We start from the raw sequence: 18,234 nt of genomic DNA, 5'->3' as shown, positions 1-18,234 counted from the left end.
CCTCGCATTCCCGTGGACGGGCGCACCACTGGGCGCGCGGACGCCGGCCGAGGGAGCGCGGCCCCGGGCCGGCGGTCAGAGGTCCAGATCGACCACGACGGGGGCATGGTCCGAGGCGCCCTTGCCCTTGCGCTCCTCGCGGTCGACATAGCTGTCCTTGACGGCCTTGGCGAACGGCTCGTTGCCGTACACCAGGTCGATGCGCATACCCCGGTTCTTGGGGAAGCACAGCTGGCGGTAGTCCCAGTACGTGAACGGGTGGTCGTACTTCAGCGGGCGCGGCACCACGTCGGCGAGGCCCGCCTCGCGCAGTCCGGCCAGGGCGGCACGCTCCGGCTCGGTCACATGGGTCATACCCTCGAAGAAGGACCTGTCCCACACGTCGTCGTCGGTCGGCGCGATGTTGTAGTCGCCGAGCACCGCGAACGGCCGGCCGGCCGCCGCGTCCTCCGCGACCGCGGACCTCAGCGCCTCCAGCCAGGCCAGCTTGTAGGTGTAGTGCTCGTGGGCGACCTCGCGGCCGTTCGGCACGTACACCGACCAGACGCGGACCGGGCCGCAGGTGGCGCTCAGCGCCCGCGGCTCCTGCACGCCGCCGTACTCCGGGCCGCCGGGCAGACCCTTCACGACGTCGTCGAGGCCCACCCGGGAGACCACCGCCACGCCGTTCCACCTGCCGTCGGCGTTGACCGCGGACTCGTAGCCGAGCTCTTTCAGGGCGTCCACCGGGAACTGCTCGGCGGTGCACTTGGTCTCCTGGATGCACAGCACGTCCGTGCCGCTGCTCTCCAGCCAGGCGAGCAGCCGCGGCAGGCGGGCGGTGATCGAATTGACGTTGAAGGTGGCGATGCGCATGCCGCCAAGCGTAGCCGCGGGGTCGGACGGTCACGGGTGGGCCCGGGATCCCCCACAGGAACGGGCCGGACCCGGTCCGGGGCGGGTACGCGGCCGCCCTCAGAGCTCGGCGGTACGCGGCCGCCCTCAGAGCTCGGTGGACTCCCCGGAGGCGAGCCGGCGGTGCTCGGCGCCGCCCAGGTTCCGGATGTGGGTGTCGTAGACGGGGCGGGCGAGGTCGGTGAGCAGGGCGTCGTGAATGTCGATCGCCCGCCGCGGTCCCACCTCACGGACGTAGTCGATGACCTCCGCGACCTTGTTCCACGGGGCCATCACCGGGAGCATCAGCGTCTCCACCGGCTCTCCGGGGACGGTGAGGGCGTCGCCGGGGTGGAAGACCGCGCCGTCCACGAGGAACCCGACATTGGTGATCCGCGGCAGGTCCGGGTGGATCACGGCGTGCAGTTCGCCGTGTACCCGCACGTCGAAGCCGGCCGCGGTGAAGACGTCGCCGTCGCCGACGGTGTGCACCCTGCCGGGGAAGGCGGCCGAGAGCTGCCCGGCGACGCTGCGGAGGGTCCAGACCTCGACGGCGGGGTCGGCGTCGAGCGCGACCCGGAGCCGCCCCTCGTCGAAGTGGTCCGGGTGCTCGTGCGTGACGAGCAGCGCGTCGGCCCCGGCGGCGGCGTCGGGCTCGCTGAAGACCCCGGGGTCGATCACGAGGGTCCGGCCGGCCTTCTCGAGGCGGATGCAGGCGTGCGACTTCTTGGTGAGCTTCACGGGGACGACCTTCCTCTTGCGTCCGGGCCCCGCACGGCGCGGCGCGCCCGTTCCCCGGGCCGATCCTTCCCCGCCCGGTCCCTTCCCGAACCGCGGGCCCGGCCTCGGGCGAGGGCCGGGCACGAGAGCGGTCCCGGCGCCGGGCCGGACGCGGGACAGCCGGGGCGCGGGACAGCCGGCCGCTCAGTCGCGCGGAGTGGTCTCCTCCAGGATCACCGAACGGGCGACCCGGAAGGCGGCGTTCGCCGCCGGGACGCCGCAGTAGACGCCCGCGTGGATGAGGATCTCGCGGATCTCCGTCGGGGTGAGGCCGTTGCGGAGGGCCGCGCGGGTGTGGAAGGCCAGCTCCTCCAGGTGACCGCCCGCCACCAGGGCCGTGAGGGTCACCGCGCTGCGGGTCCGCCGGTCCAGGCCCTCCCGGGTCCAGACCTCGCCCCAGGCGTAGCGCGTGATCAGCTCCTGGAAGTCCGCGGTGAACTCGTCCGCCGCCGCCATCGCCCGGTCGACGTGCGCGTCCCCCAGCACCGCGCGGCGGACCCGCATGCCCGCCTCGTACGGGTCGGGCCGTACCGCACCCTCGGGGTGCGGCTGCTCGGCGGCCGGGGCGATCTCGGCGACCGGGGCCACGGGCGCGGAGACGGAGGGTACGGAGGAGGCGGACGGGGCGGACGGCGGCGCGGGGATCGCGTGGAGGGTGTCCTGCCAGGCCAGGCAGAAGTGCCGGACGAGCAGATCGGTCACCGCCGCCGGCTGCTCCACGGGCGCGAGGTGCGAGGCGCCGGGGACCAGGGCGAGCCGTGCGTCCGGTATCCCGGCGACCAGGGTGCGCGCCTCGGCGGGCCCGGTCAGCTGGTCGTCGGAGCCGACCAGGACCAGCGTCGGCACGCCGACCCGCGCCAGGTCGGCCCGTACGTCGAAGGCGGCCAGCGCTTCGCAGGCGGCGATGTAGCAGCCGGGGTCGGTGGTGCGCACCATCTGGACGGCCCACTCGACGATGGCGGGCTGGGCGGCGGCGAAGCCCGGGGTGAACCAGTTGTCGGGCGCCGTGCGCGCCATCGGGTCGAGGCCGTTGGTACGGACGATCACCCCGCGCTGGCGGAACTCGTCCGCCGTGCCGAACCTCGGCGACGCGGCCACCAGGGCGAGCGAGGCGATGCGGTGCGGGATCCGCAGCGCCAGGTCGATGCCGACGGCGCCGCCGACGGAGCAGCCCGCGTAGCCGAAGCGCTGGACGCCGAGTTCGTCCAGCGTGGCGACGAGCCGGTCCGCGAGTTCGGTGACCGACCCGGCCGGGTGCGCCGGGGCGCCGCCGTGCCCCGGCAGGTCGAAACGCAGCACCCGCCACCGCCGCGAGAGCTCGGGCACCTGCCGGTCCCACATGTGCCAGGTCGTTCCGAGGGACGGTCCGAGGATGAGGACGGGCGCGTCGTCCGGACCGTCGATCCGGTACTGCAGGGTCTTCGGGGGCGTCTGCGTCTGCTCGCTCACCCGCTCCACAGTAGCGAGCGGAGGGAGTGATTCCGGATCAGGGGGTGGCGGTCGAGACCACAAACACCATGGGTGCGGACGGATCGGTCAGATCCACGGCGATGTCCTGACTGGGGCGGGGACCGGGCTGCCGGTGCGACGCCCCGGCCCACGCCGCCTCGGGCCGGAAGACCCAGCCGACGGTGGCGGCGTCGCGCGCGCCGACGGTGACCTCGCCGGTCTTCAGCCGCGCACGGCTGGTGCCGACGTCGTTGAGGAACGCGTCGAGTCCGCCGGCGGTCGTACGGAACTTGACGTACAGCCGGCTGGACTTCCAGTTGCTGGTCTCGTAGTAGGCGACCTCGGTGGACCGGGGCGGGATGGGCACCTCGAAGACGCGGCGCTTCATCTTGGACGGCCAGTTCTCGCGCAGCCCGGTCGCCGACGACTCGGCCTCCTTGTCCCGGCCGCTGTCCCGGCTCTGCTCGGCGGAGATCACCAGGTACCCGGCGGGGATGCCGATGAGCAGCACGATGACGGCCGCGGTCAGCGCGCGGCGCCAGATCATGTGCCATCGCCCCTCGGGGGGACGCACGTTCTCTTCCACGGGTGCCGTCGGTCGGGGCAAGGTCTTCACTCGGGGTCCTGGTGGGTGGGGCGGTCGCTGTCGCCGGTGTCGCCGAGTCCTCCGGCGCCGCGGAGGACCTGGGCGTAGCGCTCGAATCTCTCGTGCCGCTCGACGCGGCGCCGATTGGCACGGCGGAACCGGCGCGCGACGAGCCGCGCGAGGTCGGCCGCGCCGACCATACCCGCCTCCGGGCCGAGCTGGGCCTTGGCGATGCGGGCCTCCGGCCGGTAGCCGCGGCCGGTGAGATGGCGGCGGAACGCATCCCGGGCGGGGCCGATGAGGAGGTCGTCGGCGGCGCTGACGCCACCGCCGATGACGAAGCAGGACGGGTCGAGGGCGGCGGCGAGATTGGCGATGCCGACGCCGAGCCACTGCCCGATGTCCTGGAGGAGCTCGACGCACATGGCGTCGCCCTCCCGGGCCAGCTCGGTGATCAGCGGGCCGGTGATGTCGGGGACGTTGCCCTTGACCCGCTCGATGATGCCGTACGCCACCGGCGAGTCGGCGGCCGCCAGCTCGCGCGCCTCGCGGACCAGGGCGTTTCCGGAGCTGTACTGCTCCCAGCAGCCGCGGTTCCCGCACGGGCAGCGGTGCCCGCCGGGCACGACCTGCATATGGCCGAACTCGCCGGCGACGCCGAACTTGCCGCGCTTGACCCGGCCGTCCTCCAGGATCGCCCCGCCGATCCCGGTACCGAGCGTGATCATCACGAGGTGGTCCTCGCCGCGGCCGGCGCCGAAGCGCCACTCGGCCCAGGCGGCGGTGTTCGCGTCGTTGTCGACCATGACGGGGACGGCGAGACGGTTCTGCAGCGAGTCCCGCAGCGGCTCGTTGCGCCAGGCCAGGTGCGGGGCGAAGAGCACCGTGGAGCGGTCGGCGTCCACCCAGCCGGCCGCGCCGATGCCGACCGCGTGCACGTCGTGCCGGTCGGAGAGGTCGAGGACCAGCTCCACGATGGTGTCCTCGACGACCTTCGGGCTCTTGGACCGGTCCGGGGTCTCGGTGCGGATCTTCTCCAGGATGAGCCCGTCGGCGTCCACCACACCGGCCATCACCTTGGTGCCGCCGATGTCGATGCCCACCGTGGGGACGCGGGGCGCGGTGAGGTGCGAGCGCCGCTCCCGGGGGCCGACGGTCCGCAGGACGGTGGCCCGGGCGGAGCCCCGGTGGGCGAAGTCGCGGTACGTGCTCAAGGCGTCCCTGCGGGTCGTGGGGCGGGTCCGGATCACCGGAGGCGGGCGGCGCCCGCCGTGCCCGATTGTGCCATCCGGGGCCCGCCCCGGCCCGGGGCGCTCCCCGGCGGGCGGCCGGAGCGGACGCCGGCAGGCCCCGGCCGGGCGGCGGCGCGGAGCGCGTTCAGGGCCCCCGGCGGGACCGCGGGCACGGACCGGGGCCGGCACGGACCGCGGACACGGACCGAGGCCGGCACGGACCGCGGGCACGGACCGGGGCAGCAGGAGCCGGGATCCCCGGCAGGCCCCCGCCGGCCGCGCTCAGGCCCGCGTGCCCGCGCCGCCCCCGATGCCCTGGCGGTCCGGGGTCAGCGCGGCGGCCCGGCGGGCCGGGTCGGGGTACCGGCCGCCGACGGCCGCGTCGAGCAGGCGCAGCTCGGCCCGTACCGCCTCCCGGTTCCGTTCGGGCAGCCCGGCGGCCAGGAGCCCGTCGAACAGCGCCCTCAGCCGCCGGCAGACCTGCAGGGAGCCGGCGCCGTACTCGCGGATCTCGGTGACGGCGAGCTGGAGGAAGTCCTCCCAGGAGCGGCCGGGGACCTGGAGCCGGGGCACGCCCCGGGCGTCGCGGAGGGTGTAGCGTCCGCTCAGCTCCAGCCGCCCGAGGGTGTGCAGGAACGCCTCGATGTGGTTGAGGACCTGTACCGCCGTCGTGGGGTCGTTCACCGCCGGGGAGAGCGCCCTGATGGCGATGTCCACGAGGATGCGCAACCCGAAGGCGGGATCCTGTTCGATGGTCCGTTCGACGCCGAGCGCGACGAGCCCGGTCAGCTCGCGCGGCGGGGGCGGAGTGGCGCCGTGCACCTCGAAGAGCGTCACCCCGGGCGGTACGAAGTCGCCGACGGGGTGGGTGAGCACCACGAAGCAGTCGTACCGCTCGGCGAGCGCGGCGAGCCGCTCGGGGGCGAACCCCTGGAGCGCACCGCCCGTCCCGCAGAGCACCCGGGTCACCGGCCCCCGGGGCGCCCCGGGGGGTTCCGCACGGTCGAGGGCGCCGCTTTCGACCATCAGCGCCCCCTGGCGGATCACGCGCCGTCCGGCCCGTGCGACCAGGGCGGCGATGGCCACCGGCCGCAGGTTGTGGATGAAGCGGTTGAGGTACATGAGCAGCAGCACCAGGCTCACGGCGACCGCCGCGCCGGCGAGGGTGACGCCGAGGTCGGGCACGAAGTCGGTCTCGATGCTGCGCAGCAGCGAGAAGGCGAAGGAGAAGGTCCCGGTGAAGGTCGCGAGCACGGCCTTCTGGAGCCGGTCCCGGTACCACAGCCGCATGTAGCGCGGCGACAGCGTCCCGGTGGCCTGCTGGACCACGAGGATGCCGATGGTCACGACGAAGCCGAGCAGGGCGACCATCGCTCCGACGATGGAGCTGAGGACGCTGCTCGCGGTGGACGGGGAGTACCGCCACTCCTGCGGCACCCGGACGGCGCCGTCGAGCGCCACCGCGGCCTCCGCGAGGAGCGAGCCGAGGACGATCCCGGCCAGCGGGACGATCCAGAGGCATGCGATGGCGTACTGGCGCAGCGCGAAGGCCGTCGCCCAGGACACGGGCGCGGGGACCCGGCGGCCCTTCTTCCGTCGTGCGCTTCTCGCCTCCACGTCAGAGCCCTTCCCCGCACCGGGCATATTTTCCCGAAAAGCCCGGAATGAAGGTATTACCTAAGCTGATGGGGCGGCATCCGCTCGCGACCCAGGGCGAAAGGGGCTCGGGATGGGCGACTACCCCCTCATCGAGGACCACGGGCTGATCGGTGACCTGCAGACGGCGGCACTGGTGAGCACTCAGGGGACGATCGACTGGTACTGCACACCGCGCTTCGACTCGCCGAGCATCTTCGGCTCGCTGCTGGACTCCGAGAACGGCGGGCACTTCAAGGTCGCGCCCGTGGACCGGACGTACGCCACCAAGCAGCTGTACCTTCCCGACACCGCGGTCCTGGTCACCCGCTTCATGACCGAGGCGGGCGCGGGCGAGGTCATCGACTTCATGCCGGTCACGGGCTCCACGGCCACCCAGCGGCACCGGCTGGTGCGGTTGCTGCGCTGTGTCCGCGGCAGCCTCACCTTCAAGGTCGACATCGCTCCGCGGTTCGACTACGGCCGCTCCCCCCACAAGCTGCACTACACCGAGCGCGGGGCGGTGTTCGCCGCCGACGGCCTGGAGCTGACGGTCCACGCGGTCCGCGAGCCCGGCGACGACCGGCTGGCCCCCCTCGACCTCGGCGACCACGACATGCACTTCAGCATCACCCTGGAGGCCGGCCAGGAGCGCGGCGTGGTGCTGGAGACCTTCGCCGACGGCCCGCCGCGGCACGTCCACCACACCGAGTTCATGCAGCTCTTCGACGAGACCGTGCAGTTCTGGCGCGGCTGGCTCGGCCAGTCCCGCTACTCGGGCCGCTGGCGGGAGGCGGTGGAGCGGTCGGCGATCACGCTGAAGCTGATGACGTACGCGCCGAGCGGCGCGATCGTGGCGGCCCCGACCGCCGGGCTGCCCGAGCAGCTGGGCGGCGAGCGGAACTGGGACTACCGGTTCACCTGGATCCGCGACGCCTCCTTCTCCGTGTACGCGCTGCTGGGACTCGGCTTCACCGACGAGGCCCAGGCCTTCATCGGCTGGCTGCGCGACCGCGTCCACGAGAAGGCCGGCCGCGACGGCGACTCTGGACCGCTGAACATCATGTACCGGGTCGACGGCTCCTCCGACCTCCAAGAGGAGATCCTCGGCAACTGGGAGGGCTACGAGGGCTCCAGCCCCGTCCGGATCGGCAACGGCGCCGCCTCCCAGCTCCAGCTCGACATCTACGGCGAGGCACTGGACAGCATCTTCTTCGCGCACGAGCGGGGCATCCGGCTCGACCACCGCGGCTGGACCTCGCTGCGTACGCTCCTGGACTGGCTCAGCGACCACTGGGACCAGCCCGACGAGGGGCTCTGGGAGACCCGGGGCGGGCGCCGGGACTTCACCTACGGACGGGTGATGTCCTGGGTCGCCTTCGACCGGGCCCTGCGGCTGGCGGCGGCGAGCGGCCGCCCGGCCTCCCTCGAACGCTGGGCCCGCGAGCGGGACAGGCTGTACGCCCAGGTCCTCACCAGGGGCTGGAACGAGCAGCGGCAGGCGTTCGTCCAGCACTACGACACCGATGTGCTCGACTCGTCGCTGGTACGGATGTCCACGGTCGGCTTCATCACCCCCGACGACCCGATGTGGACCTCCACGCTGGACGCCATGGACCGCGAACTGGTGAACGACAGCCTGGTCTACCGGTACAACCCCGAGGCCTCCCCCGACGGCCTGCGCGGCTCCGAGGGCACCTTCTCGCTGTGCACGTTCATGTACGTCGACGCGCTGGCGCGGGCCGGCCGGCTGAACCAGTCGAGACTGGTGCTGGAGAAGATGCTCACCTACGCCAACCACCTCGGGCTGTACTCGGAGGAGATCGCCCTGACGGGGCGGCAGCTGGGCAACTTCCCGCAGGCGTTCACCCATCTGGCGTTCATCGACACGGCACTCACCCTGGACGCGGAACTGAACCGCGCACGGGGGGAGGGCCGAGCGCCCGGCGCCCCGGCGGAGTCCAACCTCTGAGCAGCCTCCTCCGAGCAACCCCCGGGCGGCGGCCCGTTCACCCGTCCCCGGCGGGCCGGCCCCTACGCGCGCGGCCCTCACGCGGGCGGCCTTACGCGGGCGTTCCGCCGGGCGCCGGGCCCAGCAGGACGACCCGGTCCCCCGGGCCCGGCCGGGCCGGCCGCGACTCGGTGACCGGCTCCAGGCGGCCGTCCGCGCCCAGCACGAACAGGGCGTCGTGACCGGGCGGCGGGCACTCGCCCGGCGCGCCCACCGTGAAGCGCGCGCCCCGGCCGTGGCGGTCCGCCAGCACGTCCCGCCCCAGGCCCGGGCCGAAGAGCACGTCCGGGCCGGTGCGGGTGGCGACGGCGCCGGGGCCGTGCGGGGGCGGTCCGACCCGGTGGACCGGTCCGTCGACGCTGTCCTGCGCGACGACGGAGACCAGCGCGTTGAAGTCGTCGTCGTCGGTGAGCAGCAGGACGGAGGTGACCCCTTCGAGCCGCCCGGACGGGTCGGTGGCCGCGGTGAGGAGCTCCCCCGGCGCCGGCTCGATCCCGGCGTGCCGGACGCGCTGCCGCTGCTCCTCCGTCGCCGTCCACACCGTGACGTCCAGCCCGGCGGACTTCAGGCACCGGGCCAGGTCGACCGACCAGGGCCGCCCGCCCACGAGCAGCGGCCGCGCCCGGGTCGGAAGGGTGATGCCCAGCCGGGCGGCGACCGGTGCCGCGGTGAGACCGTAGACCAGGACGGTCCCCACGATCACCAGGAACGTGACCGGCAGGATCGCGTCCGTGCCGGGCAGCCCCTCACCGTCCAGGGTCGAGGCGAAGGCGGACGCGGTGGACGCGGCGACGATGCCGCGCGGCGCCATCCAGGCGATGAACAGCCGCTCCCCGCGCGGCAGTCCGTGCCCGTGGGTGGAGATCCAGGCGACCAGCGGCCGGACCACCAGGACGAGCGCGCCGACCAGTCCGAGCGCGGGCAGCAGCACGGGCAGCACGGACGACGGGGCCACTCCGGCCGAGATGGTCACGAACAGCAGTCCGATGATCAGCTGCACCAGGGTCTCGAAGAAGGGCCGCCGGACCGGCATGCCCAGGCCGGGGAGGTTGGCCACGGCGAGTCCCGCCACCACCGCGGCGATCAGGCCCGTGTCGTCGCGCACGATGTCGCAGCCCGCCGACACCGCGACCACCGTGGCGAGCTGGGCGAGCGTCCCCAGCGTCTCCCCGAGCCGGAGCCTGCGGAGGAGGAACCACAGCACCGCGGCGCCCACCGCGCCGCCCGCCAGCCCGACCAGCCAGCTCAGCATGAACTCGCCCAGGTGGAAGCCGCGGCCGACCCGGAAGTCGCCCGAGAGCAGGGAGTGCAGGACGAGGGCGCCGAGAATGGCCCCGACCGGGTCGACCAGGGTCCCCTCCCAGATCAGGATGCGCCGCACCCGGTCCGGGGGCCGTACGTGGTCGAGCAGCGGCCCGACCACCGTCGGCCCGGAGACGACCAGTACGGCGCCCAGCAGCAAGGCCACCGGGAAGGGGACGCCGAGCAGCGCGGGGGCGAGCGCCGTGACGGAGGCCCAGCTGGCCAGGACGCCGAGGAACAGCAGCCGGAGCACCACCGAGCGGATGGCGCCCCGCAGATGGGCCAGCCGGAGCCCGAGGCCGGCGTCGTAGAGGATCACCGCGACGGACAGCGAGACGATCGAGGAGAAGTTGCCCGGCGCCAGCTGGTCCGGATGGACGACGTCGGTGAGGGCGCCCGCCGTGAACCCGGCGGGCAGCAGCAGGATCAGCGCCGGGATGCGCAGCCTGCTCGCCGCGATCTGGCAGCCGACCGCGATCAGCACGATCAGGGCGATGCCCAGGAGGAACTGGTCGGGGGTCAGCACGCGCGGACGTCACCCGCTCCCGGCGGGGCTGCCGCCCCCGCCCTCGCGCAGATCCGACTCGGAGAGGGACTCCAGCTCGGCGTGCGTGTCGAGCCAGTAGAGCAGGACGAGCGCGGGCCCGACGAGGAGCAACGCGACCAGGGTCACGACCAGCAGCCACACCAGCGTCGACGGGGCACCCGCCGCCTGCTCGATGGTCAGGGAGGTCGGGATGAGGTACGGGCGCTGGGCGACGCCCCAGGCGACCACGGAGGCGGCGACGATGCCGGTCGCCGTGAACCGGGACCAGCGGGTGTGTCCCCGCAGCAGCATCACCGCCGTCGCCACCGTGCAGGCCACGGCCACCAGGGCGAGCACCAGCCCGGCGCCCTGGGTGAGCCCGCTCCACAGGTGCGGGGCGTCGGTGGGTACGACGAAGAGCGCGGCCACGCCGAGCAGGGCGGCGACGGCCAGCGCGCCCAGCGCCCGGCGCCGGAAGTAGCCGACGAGATCGGGGGCGTTCCAGCGCTCGGCGTCGCAGGAGAGGAACACCGCGCCGAGGAAGGCGGTCCCGGTCACCGTGAGCAGCCCGAAGAAGAAGGACGTCGGGTTGGCCCAGGCTTCCGCCGACGCGGTGGTGCCGGGCGCGACCCGGCCGGAGGCGATGCCGCCGACGGCGGCGCCGAGGAAGTACGGGGTGAGCAGCGAGGAGACGGCGAACAGCGCCCCGTACAGCCGCCGTCCGGCCACCCGCTTGATCGGCTTGCGCAGCGCGAAGCCGGCGCCGCGCAGGACCAGTCCGACGACGGCGAGGGCCAGGGGAAGCCACATCGACGAGAACACCGTCTGGAAGAGCAGCGGGAACCCGGTCCACATGATGACCAGGACGAAGATCAGCCAGACGTTGTTGACCTCCCACACGGGTGCCATGGCGTGGTCGATCAGCCACCGGGGCCGCCTGCCTCGTTCGGCGCCGCCCGCGGTGAGGTCCCAGAACCCGGCGCCGTAGTCGGTGCCGCCGGCGCAGGCGTAGGCGGCGACGGCGAGCAGCAGCACCAGGGCGACGATGCCCGCGGTCGTCATGGCGTCCCGTCCTCCCCCGCGCGGGCCCCGGTGCCGGCGGACGCGGCCGGTACGGCGGCGCGCGGGCCGTAGGGCGTCTCGGTCTCCGGGCCCTCGGCGGGGGTGGCCGTCCCGGCCGCCGCGTCCTCCAGCCGCCAGCGGGTGCGCATCTTCAGCAGCACCGCGAGGAACGAGCCGAAGATGAAGACGTACACGACGATCACCACGCCGAACATGGTCCAGAGGGTGGAGGCCCGGGTCGATGTGACCGCCTCGGCGACCCGCATGTTCTGGTACACGATCCAGGGCTGCCGGCCCACCTCGGTGGCGATCCAGCCGCACTCGACGGCGACCACGGAGGCGACCCCGGCGCAGGCCGCGCTGCGGTAGAACCACCGTGACTGGGGCAGCCGTTCGGCCGCGGGCCGCTTCCTCCTGCGCCAGACGACCCACGCGTAGCAGAGCACGAGCAGCCCCAGCAGCGAACCGATGATGACCATGATGTCGAAGGCCCAGTGGACGATCGTGGCCTCGGTGGGATCGGGCCGGTCGGAGGCGGGCACCGAGGTGAGGCCGGTGACCTGGGTGTCGGGCCGGAACCCGGCCAGGATGGAGTCGAGTTGGGGGATCTTGATGCCGCCGGTGACGGTGCCGTCCGGGTGCAGACGGCCGAAGATGTACTCCGGCACATGGGTGTCGGTCTCCCAGACGAGTTCCATCGCGGCGAACTTGATCGGCTGCTTCTGGAACACCGAGCGGGCGATGGAGTCGCCGAGCACGAACTGGACGGGCGTGAGGATCGCCGCGACGGTGAACGGGACGGCGAAGCCGATCCGGTGGTAGCGGTCCCGGCGCCCTTTCAGGATGCCGACGGCGTAGACGCCCGCGACGACGTACCCGGCGGTCATGAACATCGCCACCACGAAGTGCCAGTACTGCGGACCGAACATCGGGGTGAAGATGGCCTTCCAGACGTCGACGTCCACGGGGTTGCCCGTGGCGTCGAGCCGGAAGCCCTGAGGGGTGTTCATCCAGGAGTTGGCCGCCAGGATGCCGAACGCGCCGAGCAGCGCGGTGGCCGGCAGCGGCAGCCCGAGGAGGAAGTGGGTGCGCGGCGGCAGCCGCCGCCAGCCGTAGAGGTAGATGGCGATGAGGACGGCCTCCAGGAAGAACGCCCACGCCTCGACGCCGAACCCGATGCCGAAGACGTCGCCCCAGCGGCCCATCAGTCCCGGCCAGAGCAGTCCGAACTCGAAGGAGAGGACGGTGCCGGTGACGACGCCGACGGCGAACTGGATGGCCATGACGGCCGACCAGCGGCGAGCGAGCAGCAGGGCCGTGGGGTCGCTCCGGCGCAGCCCGCGGTAGTGCATGACCAGTGTGATCAGCGGCAGCGCCACCCCCATCGGCACCAGGATGATGTGGGAGGCGAGGGTGAACGCCATCAGCTCCCGGGCCGGGAGCAGCTGGGCGGGTGCGTCCGCGAGCAGCAGATGCGCCCCGGGCGGCAGGGATACCGGATTGTGCATGTGTGCCTTCGGTCGTCGGAGCCCTTCGGATCGCGCGCGGTGTCAGCCGCCGGTGGCGAATCCGGGGAAGAGGGTCATGCCTCCGTCGACGAAGAGCGTGGTGCCCACCACGTAGTCCATGAGGTCGGAGGAGAGGGCGACGACGGCGCGGGCGATGTCGTCGGGCTCCCCGACGCGGGCGTACGGGATGAGGGTGAGCAGGTCCCGTTCGGCGTCCGGGGTGTCCCAGGCGTCGGTGTTGATCGGGGTCTTGATGGCGCCGGGCGCGACCGCGTTGACCCGGATCTTCTTCGGTGCGAGCTCCTGGGCGAGGGTCTCCATCATCATCTGCACGCCGCCCTTGGAGGAGGCGTAGTTGACGTGGCCGGCCCAGGGGATGACCTGGTGGACCGAGCTCATGCAGACGATCTTCCCGGCCGAGCGGGACACCTCGGGGACGACGCCGCGCCGCAGGAACTCCTTGGTGGCCTCGCGCGCGCACAGGAACTGGCCGGTGAGGTTGACGTCGATGACCTTCTGCCACTGGGCGAGGGTCATGTCGGTGAGCGCGGCGTCGCGCTGGAGGCCGGCGTTGGCGACGAGGATGTCGATGGTGCCGAACTCCTCGACCATCCGCTGCGTCATCGCGACGACCTGCTCCTCGTCGGAGACGTCTGCCTCGTGCGCGTAGGCGCGGACACCGGTGGCGGCGATCTCCTTGACGACCGCGTCGGCGGCATCCCGGCCCGCCACGAAGTTGACCACGACGTCCGCGCCGGCCCGGCCGAGGGCGATCGCCGTCGCCTTTCCGATACCCGAGTTGGCGCCGGTGACCAGTGCCTTCTGGCCCTTGAGCAACGGCGGAACCGGGTACGGTGCCACTCCTGCCTGGGAATTCACGATGCCTCCTGGGAACGTGCCTGCCCGCGGCCCGGGGCCGCGGCGGCGCTGGACGGAACCCGCGCGCAACGGAACCACCGGCGCGTGCCGTCAGGCGGACAGCGCACGGTCGTGTGGGCCGTTGGGTGCCCGATGTTCGCCCGGTCGGCTCAGCCGCGAAGCCGCTCGGCCAGGTGGTCCCCGACGCGCAGGGCGTTGGCGATGGCGGTCAGCGACGGGTTGACGGCGCCGATGCTCGGGAAGAAGCTCGTGTCGACGACGTAGAGGTTGTCGAGGTCGTGGGCCTTGCAGTTGACGTCCAGGGCGGAGGTCGCGGGGTCGTGGCCGAAGCGCACGGTGCCGGCCTGGTGGGCGGTCGCCCCGATGGGCATGCCCTTGTGCAGGTAGAGGCTGTGCGGCAGCAGATGGTGCTCGTGCATCCCCAGCCGGCCGAGCATGCCCTGCAGTTTGTGGCGCAGCCGGTTCAGCGCGGTGATGTTGTTCCCCTCGTCGAGCGCGAGATGGATGCCGCCGTCGCGGTCCAGGGTGACGCGGTTGCCGGGGTCCGGGAGGTCCTCGCCGCACAGCCAGAAGTCGACGGCGTGGTGGGCCAGCACCTCGAAGGGCATCTGCGGCGTCACCGCACCGGCCCAGCGCGGCGCCTCGCCGTGGATCTGCTCGGCGTCGGACTTGCCGAGCATCTGGATCCCGCCGAGGGGGTACTCCCAGTCGTCCGCGCCCAGGTACCAGTCGTGCAGGGCGAGGGTCTTCTGGAACCGGGTGTCGTTGGGTTCCTTCGACACCGCCATCAGCGCCATGTTGTTGTGCCGCATGTAGTGGCGTCCCACCACGCCGGAGCTGTTGGCGAGCCCGTCCGGGTGCCGGTCCCCGGCCGACGCCAGCAGCAGGGCGGCGGTGTTGACGGCGCCGCAGGCCACGGCGACGAGGTGGGAGGAGAACCGGGCCTCGGTGCCGTCGGCGAGTTCCGCGACGACGGTGGTGACGCTGCGGCCCGCGGCGTCGGTGTCCAGCCGGGTCACCCGGGCGTGGGTGACCAGGTCCACGTTGGGGTGCTCCAGGGCGGGCTCGACGCAGATGACCTGGGCGTCGGACTTGCCGCGCACCAGGCAGGGGAAGCCGTCGACCCGGTCGCAGCGGATGCAGACGCTGGAGTGGGTGGCGCGGCCGTCGCCGTCCTGCACCAGGTTGACGCCGATGGGCAGGTGGAAGGGGTGCAGGCCCTGCTTCTCCAGGTCGTCGCTCAACTGCTGGATGCGCGGCTCGTGCGCGACGGGCGGGTGGCGGTACTGGCCGCTGACCACGCCCTCCGTGGGGTCCTCGCCGTGGCTGCCGTGCACCAGGTACAGGTGCTCGGCCTGGGTGTAGTAGGGCTCCAGGTCCTCGTAGCTCAGCGGCCACGCCGGGGACACCCCGTCGTGGTGGCGCAGTACGCCGAAGTCCTCGGGGCGCAGCCGGAACAGCGCGGCGCCGTAGAACTTGGTGTTGCCGCCGACGTAGTAGTTGACCTCGGGCGGGAAGGAGTTGCCGTGCTTGTCGTACCAGAACTCGGGGGCGCGGTACTTGCCCTTGACGAAGACGGCCGTGGAGTCCCAGTTGTCGCGTTCCCGGGGGAGGTAGCCGCCGCGTTCCAGGAGGAGGACGCGGCGGCCGGTGGGGGCGAGGCGGTGGGCGAGGGTCCCACCGCCTGCTCCGGTGCCGATGATGATGACGTCGTAGTCGTCGTAGTGCGGGGATTCGGTCATGGCAGCCACCGTTCTCGCGGTTCCGGGCGCGGGATCCGCGTTCTGGCCCGGATGGGGGGTTCGGGATCGGTGAGGCGGTCCGGTTCGGAGTCGGGGTCGGGGTCGGGGTACGGGTCGAGGTATGGGACGGGGACGGGGTCCGGGTCGGGGTCGCGATAGAGGTCGGGGTCGGGGCCGGGGGGCGGGAGCCGGGGCGGGTGGTGGTCCGCGTACCCGGAGCCGAGGCTCGGGAGCCGGGGCCGGTGGTCGGGGACCGGGGCCGGTGCGGCGGGGCGGGCGGTCACAGCACGGCGATCGGGTTGACGGGTGAGCCGGTGGCGCCGGGCAGCCGCAGCGGTGCGACCGCGCACAGGAAGCTCCAGCGGCCCTCCTCCTCGCAGACCGGTACCAGCTCCTCGAACTGCAGGTAGTCCATGAGCTGCATGCCCATGGCGTGGATGGTCAGGACGTGGACGGGGAAGTCCACTCCCTGCACGGTGCTCGGCGCGGTGTCGCTGTTGCCGTCGCAGCCGAGCATCGCGACGCGCCGGTCGACGAGGAACTCGACCGCCTCCGGATGGAGTCCGGCGCGCGCCTCCGCGGTGTTCCACACGCCGTGCTCCCGGCGTCTGCGCCGGTGGCCCACCCGGACCAGCAGCACGTCCCCCGGTCCGGTGCGCACGCCCTGGGCGGCCTCGGCGGCGGTCAGGTCGTCGGCGGTGACCTGCTCCCCCGGTTCCAGCCAGGGCACACCCCTGAGCCGGGGGATGTCCAGGAGCACGCCCCGGCCCACGACGCCGTCCCGCGCCACGTCGACGGCGAGTTCCACGGCTCCGTCCGGGGTCAGGCTGCCGGCCGGGACGCCGTTGTACAGCGTGCCGTCGTACAGGACGTGGCACAGGGCGTCGAGATGGCTGTCGACGTCGCCGTGCACGTTCATCGCGAAGCGGTCGAGGGCGAACTGCAGCCCGGGGGACGGCTGTCGGGCGAGGTCGGGCGCCTTCATCCGGTGCCGGGCCGGCTCCGGGTTGTCCGGCCCGGGCCGGGTGTCCACGGGCGCGGCGAGCGACACGGTCCGGCCCGTGGTGACCTCGCGGGCCGCGGCCACCACCCGGTCGGGCGTGAGGTACCCCAGCGTGCCCCGCCGGTCGTCCGGGCCGCGCCGGGTCCGCTCGCGGACCCGTTCGTGGAGGGCCCGGAACTCCTCGGCGCTCATCGTCCCGCTCGGGGTTCCGCTCGGCGTTCCGCTCGTGGTCCCGTTCATGGTGCTCCCCCGGTCGCGCCCGCTCCGGCCGGAGCCGCCGGAGCGGACTCCGGGGGTGGTGCCCCGTGGGCGCCCGGCAGCAGTTCGGTGGTGACGATCGCGACCACCGCCGCGAGGATCACCACGGGCGTCATGGCGATGCTGCCGAGCAGCAGGGCCACCAGCACCACACTGCTGACCGGCAGACGCAGGGCGGCGCCGGCCGAGGCGGCCATGCCGGCCGCCATCCCGGGGATGACGCCGAGTCCGGGCAGCGGCGCCAGCAGCACGCCGGTCGCGGCGCCCAGGAACAGCGCCGGGAAGATCGGGCCACCGCGGAGGCTGCCCAGGCACAGCGCGTACGCGATGCCCTTGAAGGCGAGGACCGCGACGAGCGCCCCGACCCCCCAGGAGGCCGGGTCGGACGCCAGTCGCACCATCGTGCCCTCTCCGGACGAGGCGACGTCCGCCGGTGTCCGGCCGGTGATCCCGGTGTAGAGGGCCGCGCAGGCGCCCGCCGCCAGCGCGCACAGGACGGTGAAGGGGACCGGCCGGGTGCGGACGAGTCCGGCGGCCAGCCGCCCGACGACCTGGATCATGTGGACCAGCACGCCGACCACCACGCCGATGAGCAGGGTCCATCCCACGTCCCCGGCGTCGAGGTGCGGGAACGGCCCGGACAGCGGCAGCCGGAGGCTGCCCGTCTGCAGCCCGGTCCACCGGCCGAAACCGGTGAACACCAGCGAACCGACACCGCTGGACAGCAGCGCCGGGAGCATGACCGCGACCAGCCGCGGGCCGCCCACGCCGATGATCTCCATCAGCAGGACGGCGGCGATGACCGGGTTGCCGAGGACCACGGCGATGGCCGCGGCTGCCCCGGCAGCGCCCAGCAGCGCGGTGTTCTGGGACGTCACGTTGCCGCGGGCGAGGTTGCGGAACAGCAGCGCGAGACCGCCGCCGAGGGCGATCAGCGGCGCCTCCGGGCCGAGGGTGGCGCCGAGCGGCAGGCTCGCCGCCGCCGCGATGACCACACCGGGCAGGGCCCTGGGGGAGGCGCCCCCGGGCTGCAGTCCGTACGCGGGGACGTGGCCGCCCGCACCGGGCAGCCGGGCCACCACCAGGCCGACGATCAGACCCGCGAGGGGCAGCAGCACCAGCGGCCACCACCACGGCGGCTCCGGGCTGCCGAGCAGCGTCTTCGGCAGGTGGTCCCACATCAGGTGCTCGAGCTGGTGCAGCGCGACGAGGAACCAGAAGGCGATGAGCGAGATCGGGATTCCGATGAGCGCGGAGAACAGCAGAATCCGGCGGTAGGAGGTGCTGAGCAGGAGACCGCGCAGCACGTCGGGCTCCGGACGGGGGCTCCCGGGCGCGGCGTTCTCCCGCTCCGGCCCGGCCTGCGGCTGCGTCATCGGCGGCGGCCC

At 73.3% G+C, this 18,234-nt stretch carries 14 protein-coding genes; 1 reads left to right on the top strand and 13 read right to left on the bottom strand.

Going from position 1 to position 18,234, the window contains the following annotated elements; genetic code table 11:
• Positions 1-75: 75 nt before the first annotated feature.
• The 6 genes from DDW44_RS26125 to DDW44_RS26100 form a co-directional block, all read right to left on the bottom strand.
• Entirely contained in the window at positions 76-855 is a 780-nt protein-coding gene (locus tag DDW44_RS26125) for an exodeoxyribonuclease III (RefSeq protein ID WP_017944434.1), read from the bottom strand.
• Between the two features lie 126 nt (positions 856-981).
• The gene (locus tag DDW44_RS26120; protein ID WP_108907970.1) at positions 982-1,614 is read right to left on the bottom strand and encodes an MBL fold metallo-hydrolase; all 633 of its coding nucleotides are present in this window, start codon (positions 1,612-1,614) and stop codon (positions 982-984) included.
• A gap of 183 nt (positions 1,615-1,797) precedes the next feature.
• Entirely contained in the window at positions 1,798-3,111 is a 1,314-nt protein-coding gene (pcaDC, locus tag DDW44_RS26115; RefSeq protein ID WP_108907969.1) for a bifunctional 3-oxoadipate enol-lactonase/4-carboxymuconolactone decarboxylase PcaDC, read from the bottom strand.
• Between the two features lie 28 nt (positions 3,112-3,139).
• The gene (locus DDW44_RS26110; protein WP_018888811.1) at positions 3,140-3,649 is read right to left on the bottom strand and encodes a hypothetical protein; all 510 of its coding nucleotides are present in this window, start codon (positions 3,647-3,649) and stop codon (positions 3,140-3,142) included.
• Positions 3,650-3,714: 65 nt separating this feature from the next.
• Positions 3,715-4,902, bottom strand: coding sequence for an ROK family glucokinase (locus DDW44_RS26105; protein WP_018888810.1), 1,188 nt, complete (start codon positions 4,900-4,902; stop codon positions 3,715-3,717).
• 300 nt (positions 4,903-5,202) lie between these two features.
• Positions 5,203-6,537, bottom strand: a complete 1,335-nt coding sequence (locus DDW44_RS26100; RefSeq protein ID WP_240800509.1) for a DUF2254 domain-containing protein — start codon at positions 6,535-6,537, stop codon at positions 5,203-5,205.
• Between the two features lie 112 nt (positions 6,538-6,649).
• Between DDW44_RS26100 and DDW44_RS26095 the strand changes: the two genes are divergently transcribed.
• Positions 6,650-8,527, top strand: coding sequence for a glycoside hydrolase family 15 protein (locus DDW44_RS26095; protein WP_108907967.1), 1,878 nt, complete (start codon positions 6,650-6,652; stop codon positions 8,525-8,527).
• Positions 8,528-8,618: 91 nt separating this feature from the next.
• Here DDW44_RS26095 and DDW44_RS26090 read toward each other — a convergent pair whose 3' ends face one another.
• From DDW44_RS26090 to DDW44_RS26055, 7 genes are all read right to left on the bottom strand, one after another.
• Positions 8,619-10,394: a cation:proton antiporter gene (locus DDW44_RS26090; protein ID WP_108907966.1), complete on the bottom strand. Its 1,776-nt coding sequence runs from the start codon at positions 10,392-10,394 to the stop codon at positions 8,619-8,621.
• A 9-nt stretch (positions 10,395-10,403) separates the two neighbouring features.
• On the bottom strand, positions 10,404-11,456 hold the full coding sequence (locus tag DDW44_RS26085) for a cytochrome d ubiquinol oxidase subunit II (protein WP_108907965.1): 1,053 nt from the start codon (positions 11,454-11,456) through the stop codon (positions 10,404-10,406).
• Positions 11,453-12,964, bottom strand: a complete 1,512-nt coding sequence (locus DDW44_RS26080; protein ID WP_108907964.1) for a cytochrome ubiquinol oxidase subunit I — start codon at positions 12,962-12,964, stop codon at positions 11,453-11,455. Before DDW44_RS26080 ends, DDW44_RS26085 begins: the two co-directional genes overlap by 4 nt.
• 42 nt (positions 12,965-13,006) lie before the next feature.
• A complete protein-coding gene (locus DDW44_RS26075; RefSeq protein ID WP_108907963.1) occupies positions 13,007-13,801 on the bottom strand; it encodes an SDR family oxidoreductase in 795 nt (264 codons plus the stop codon).
• A gap of 191 nt (positions 13,802-13,992) precedes the next feature.
• On the bottom strand, positions 13,993-15,585 hold the full coding sequence (locus DDW44_RS26070) for a GMC oxidoreductase (RefSeq protein WP_108907962.1): 1,593 nt from the start codon (positions 15,583-15,585) through the stop codon (positions 13,993-13,995).
• A 280-nt stretch (positions 15,586-15,865) separates the two neighbouring features.
• A complete protein-coding gene (locus DDW44_RS26060; RefSeq protein ID WP_108907961.1) occupies positions 15,866-16,780 on the bottom strand; it encodes a cyclase family protein in 915 nt (304 codons plus the stop codon).
• A 44-nt stretch (positions 16,781-16,824) separates the two neighbouring features.
• On the bottom strand, positions 16,825-18,222 hold the full coding sequence (locus DDW44_RS26055; protein ID WP_108907960.1) for a chloride channel protein: 1,398 nt from the start codon (positions 18,220-18,222) through the stop codon (positions 16,825-16,827).
• Positions 18,223-18,234: the final 12 nt, after the last annotated feature.

Source organism: Streptomyces tirandamycinicus, assembly GCF_003097515.1.
Classification (GTDB): domain Bacteria; phylum Actinomycetota; class Actinomycetes; order Streptomycetales; family Streptomycetaceae; genus Streptomyces; species Streptomyces tirandamycinicus.
Note: the sequence above shows the minus strand (reverse complement) of the source record. Positions and strands in the feature narration are given on the sequence as shown.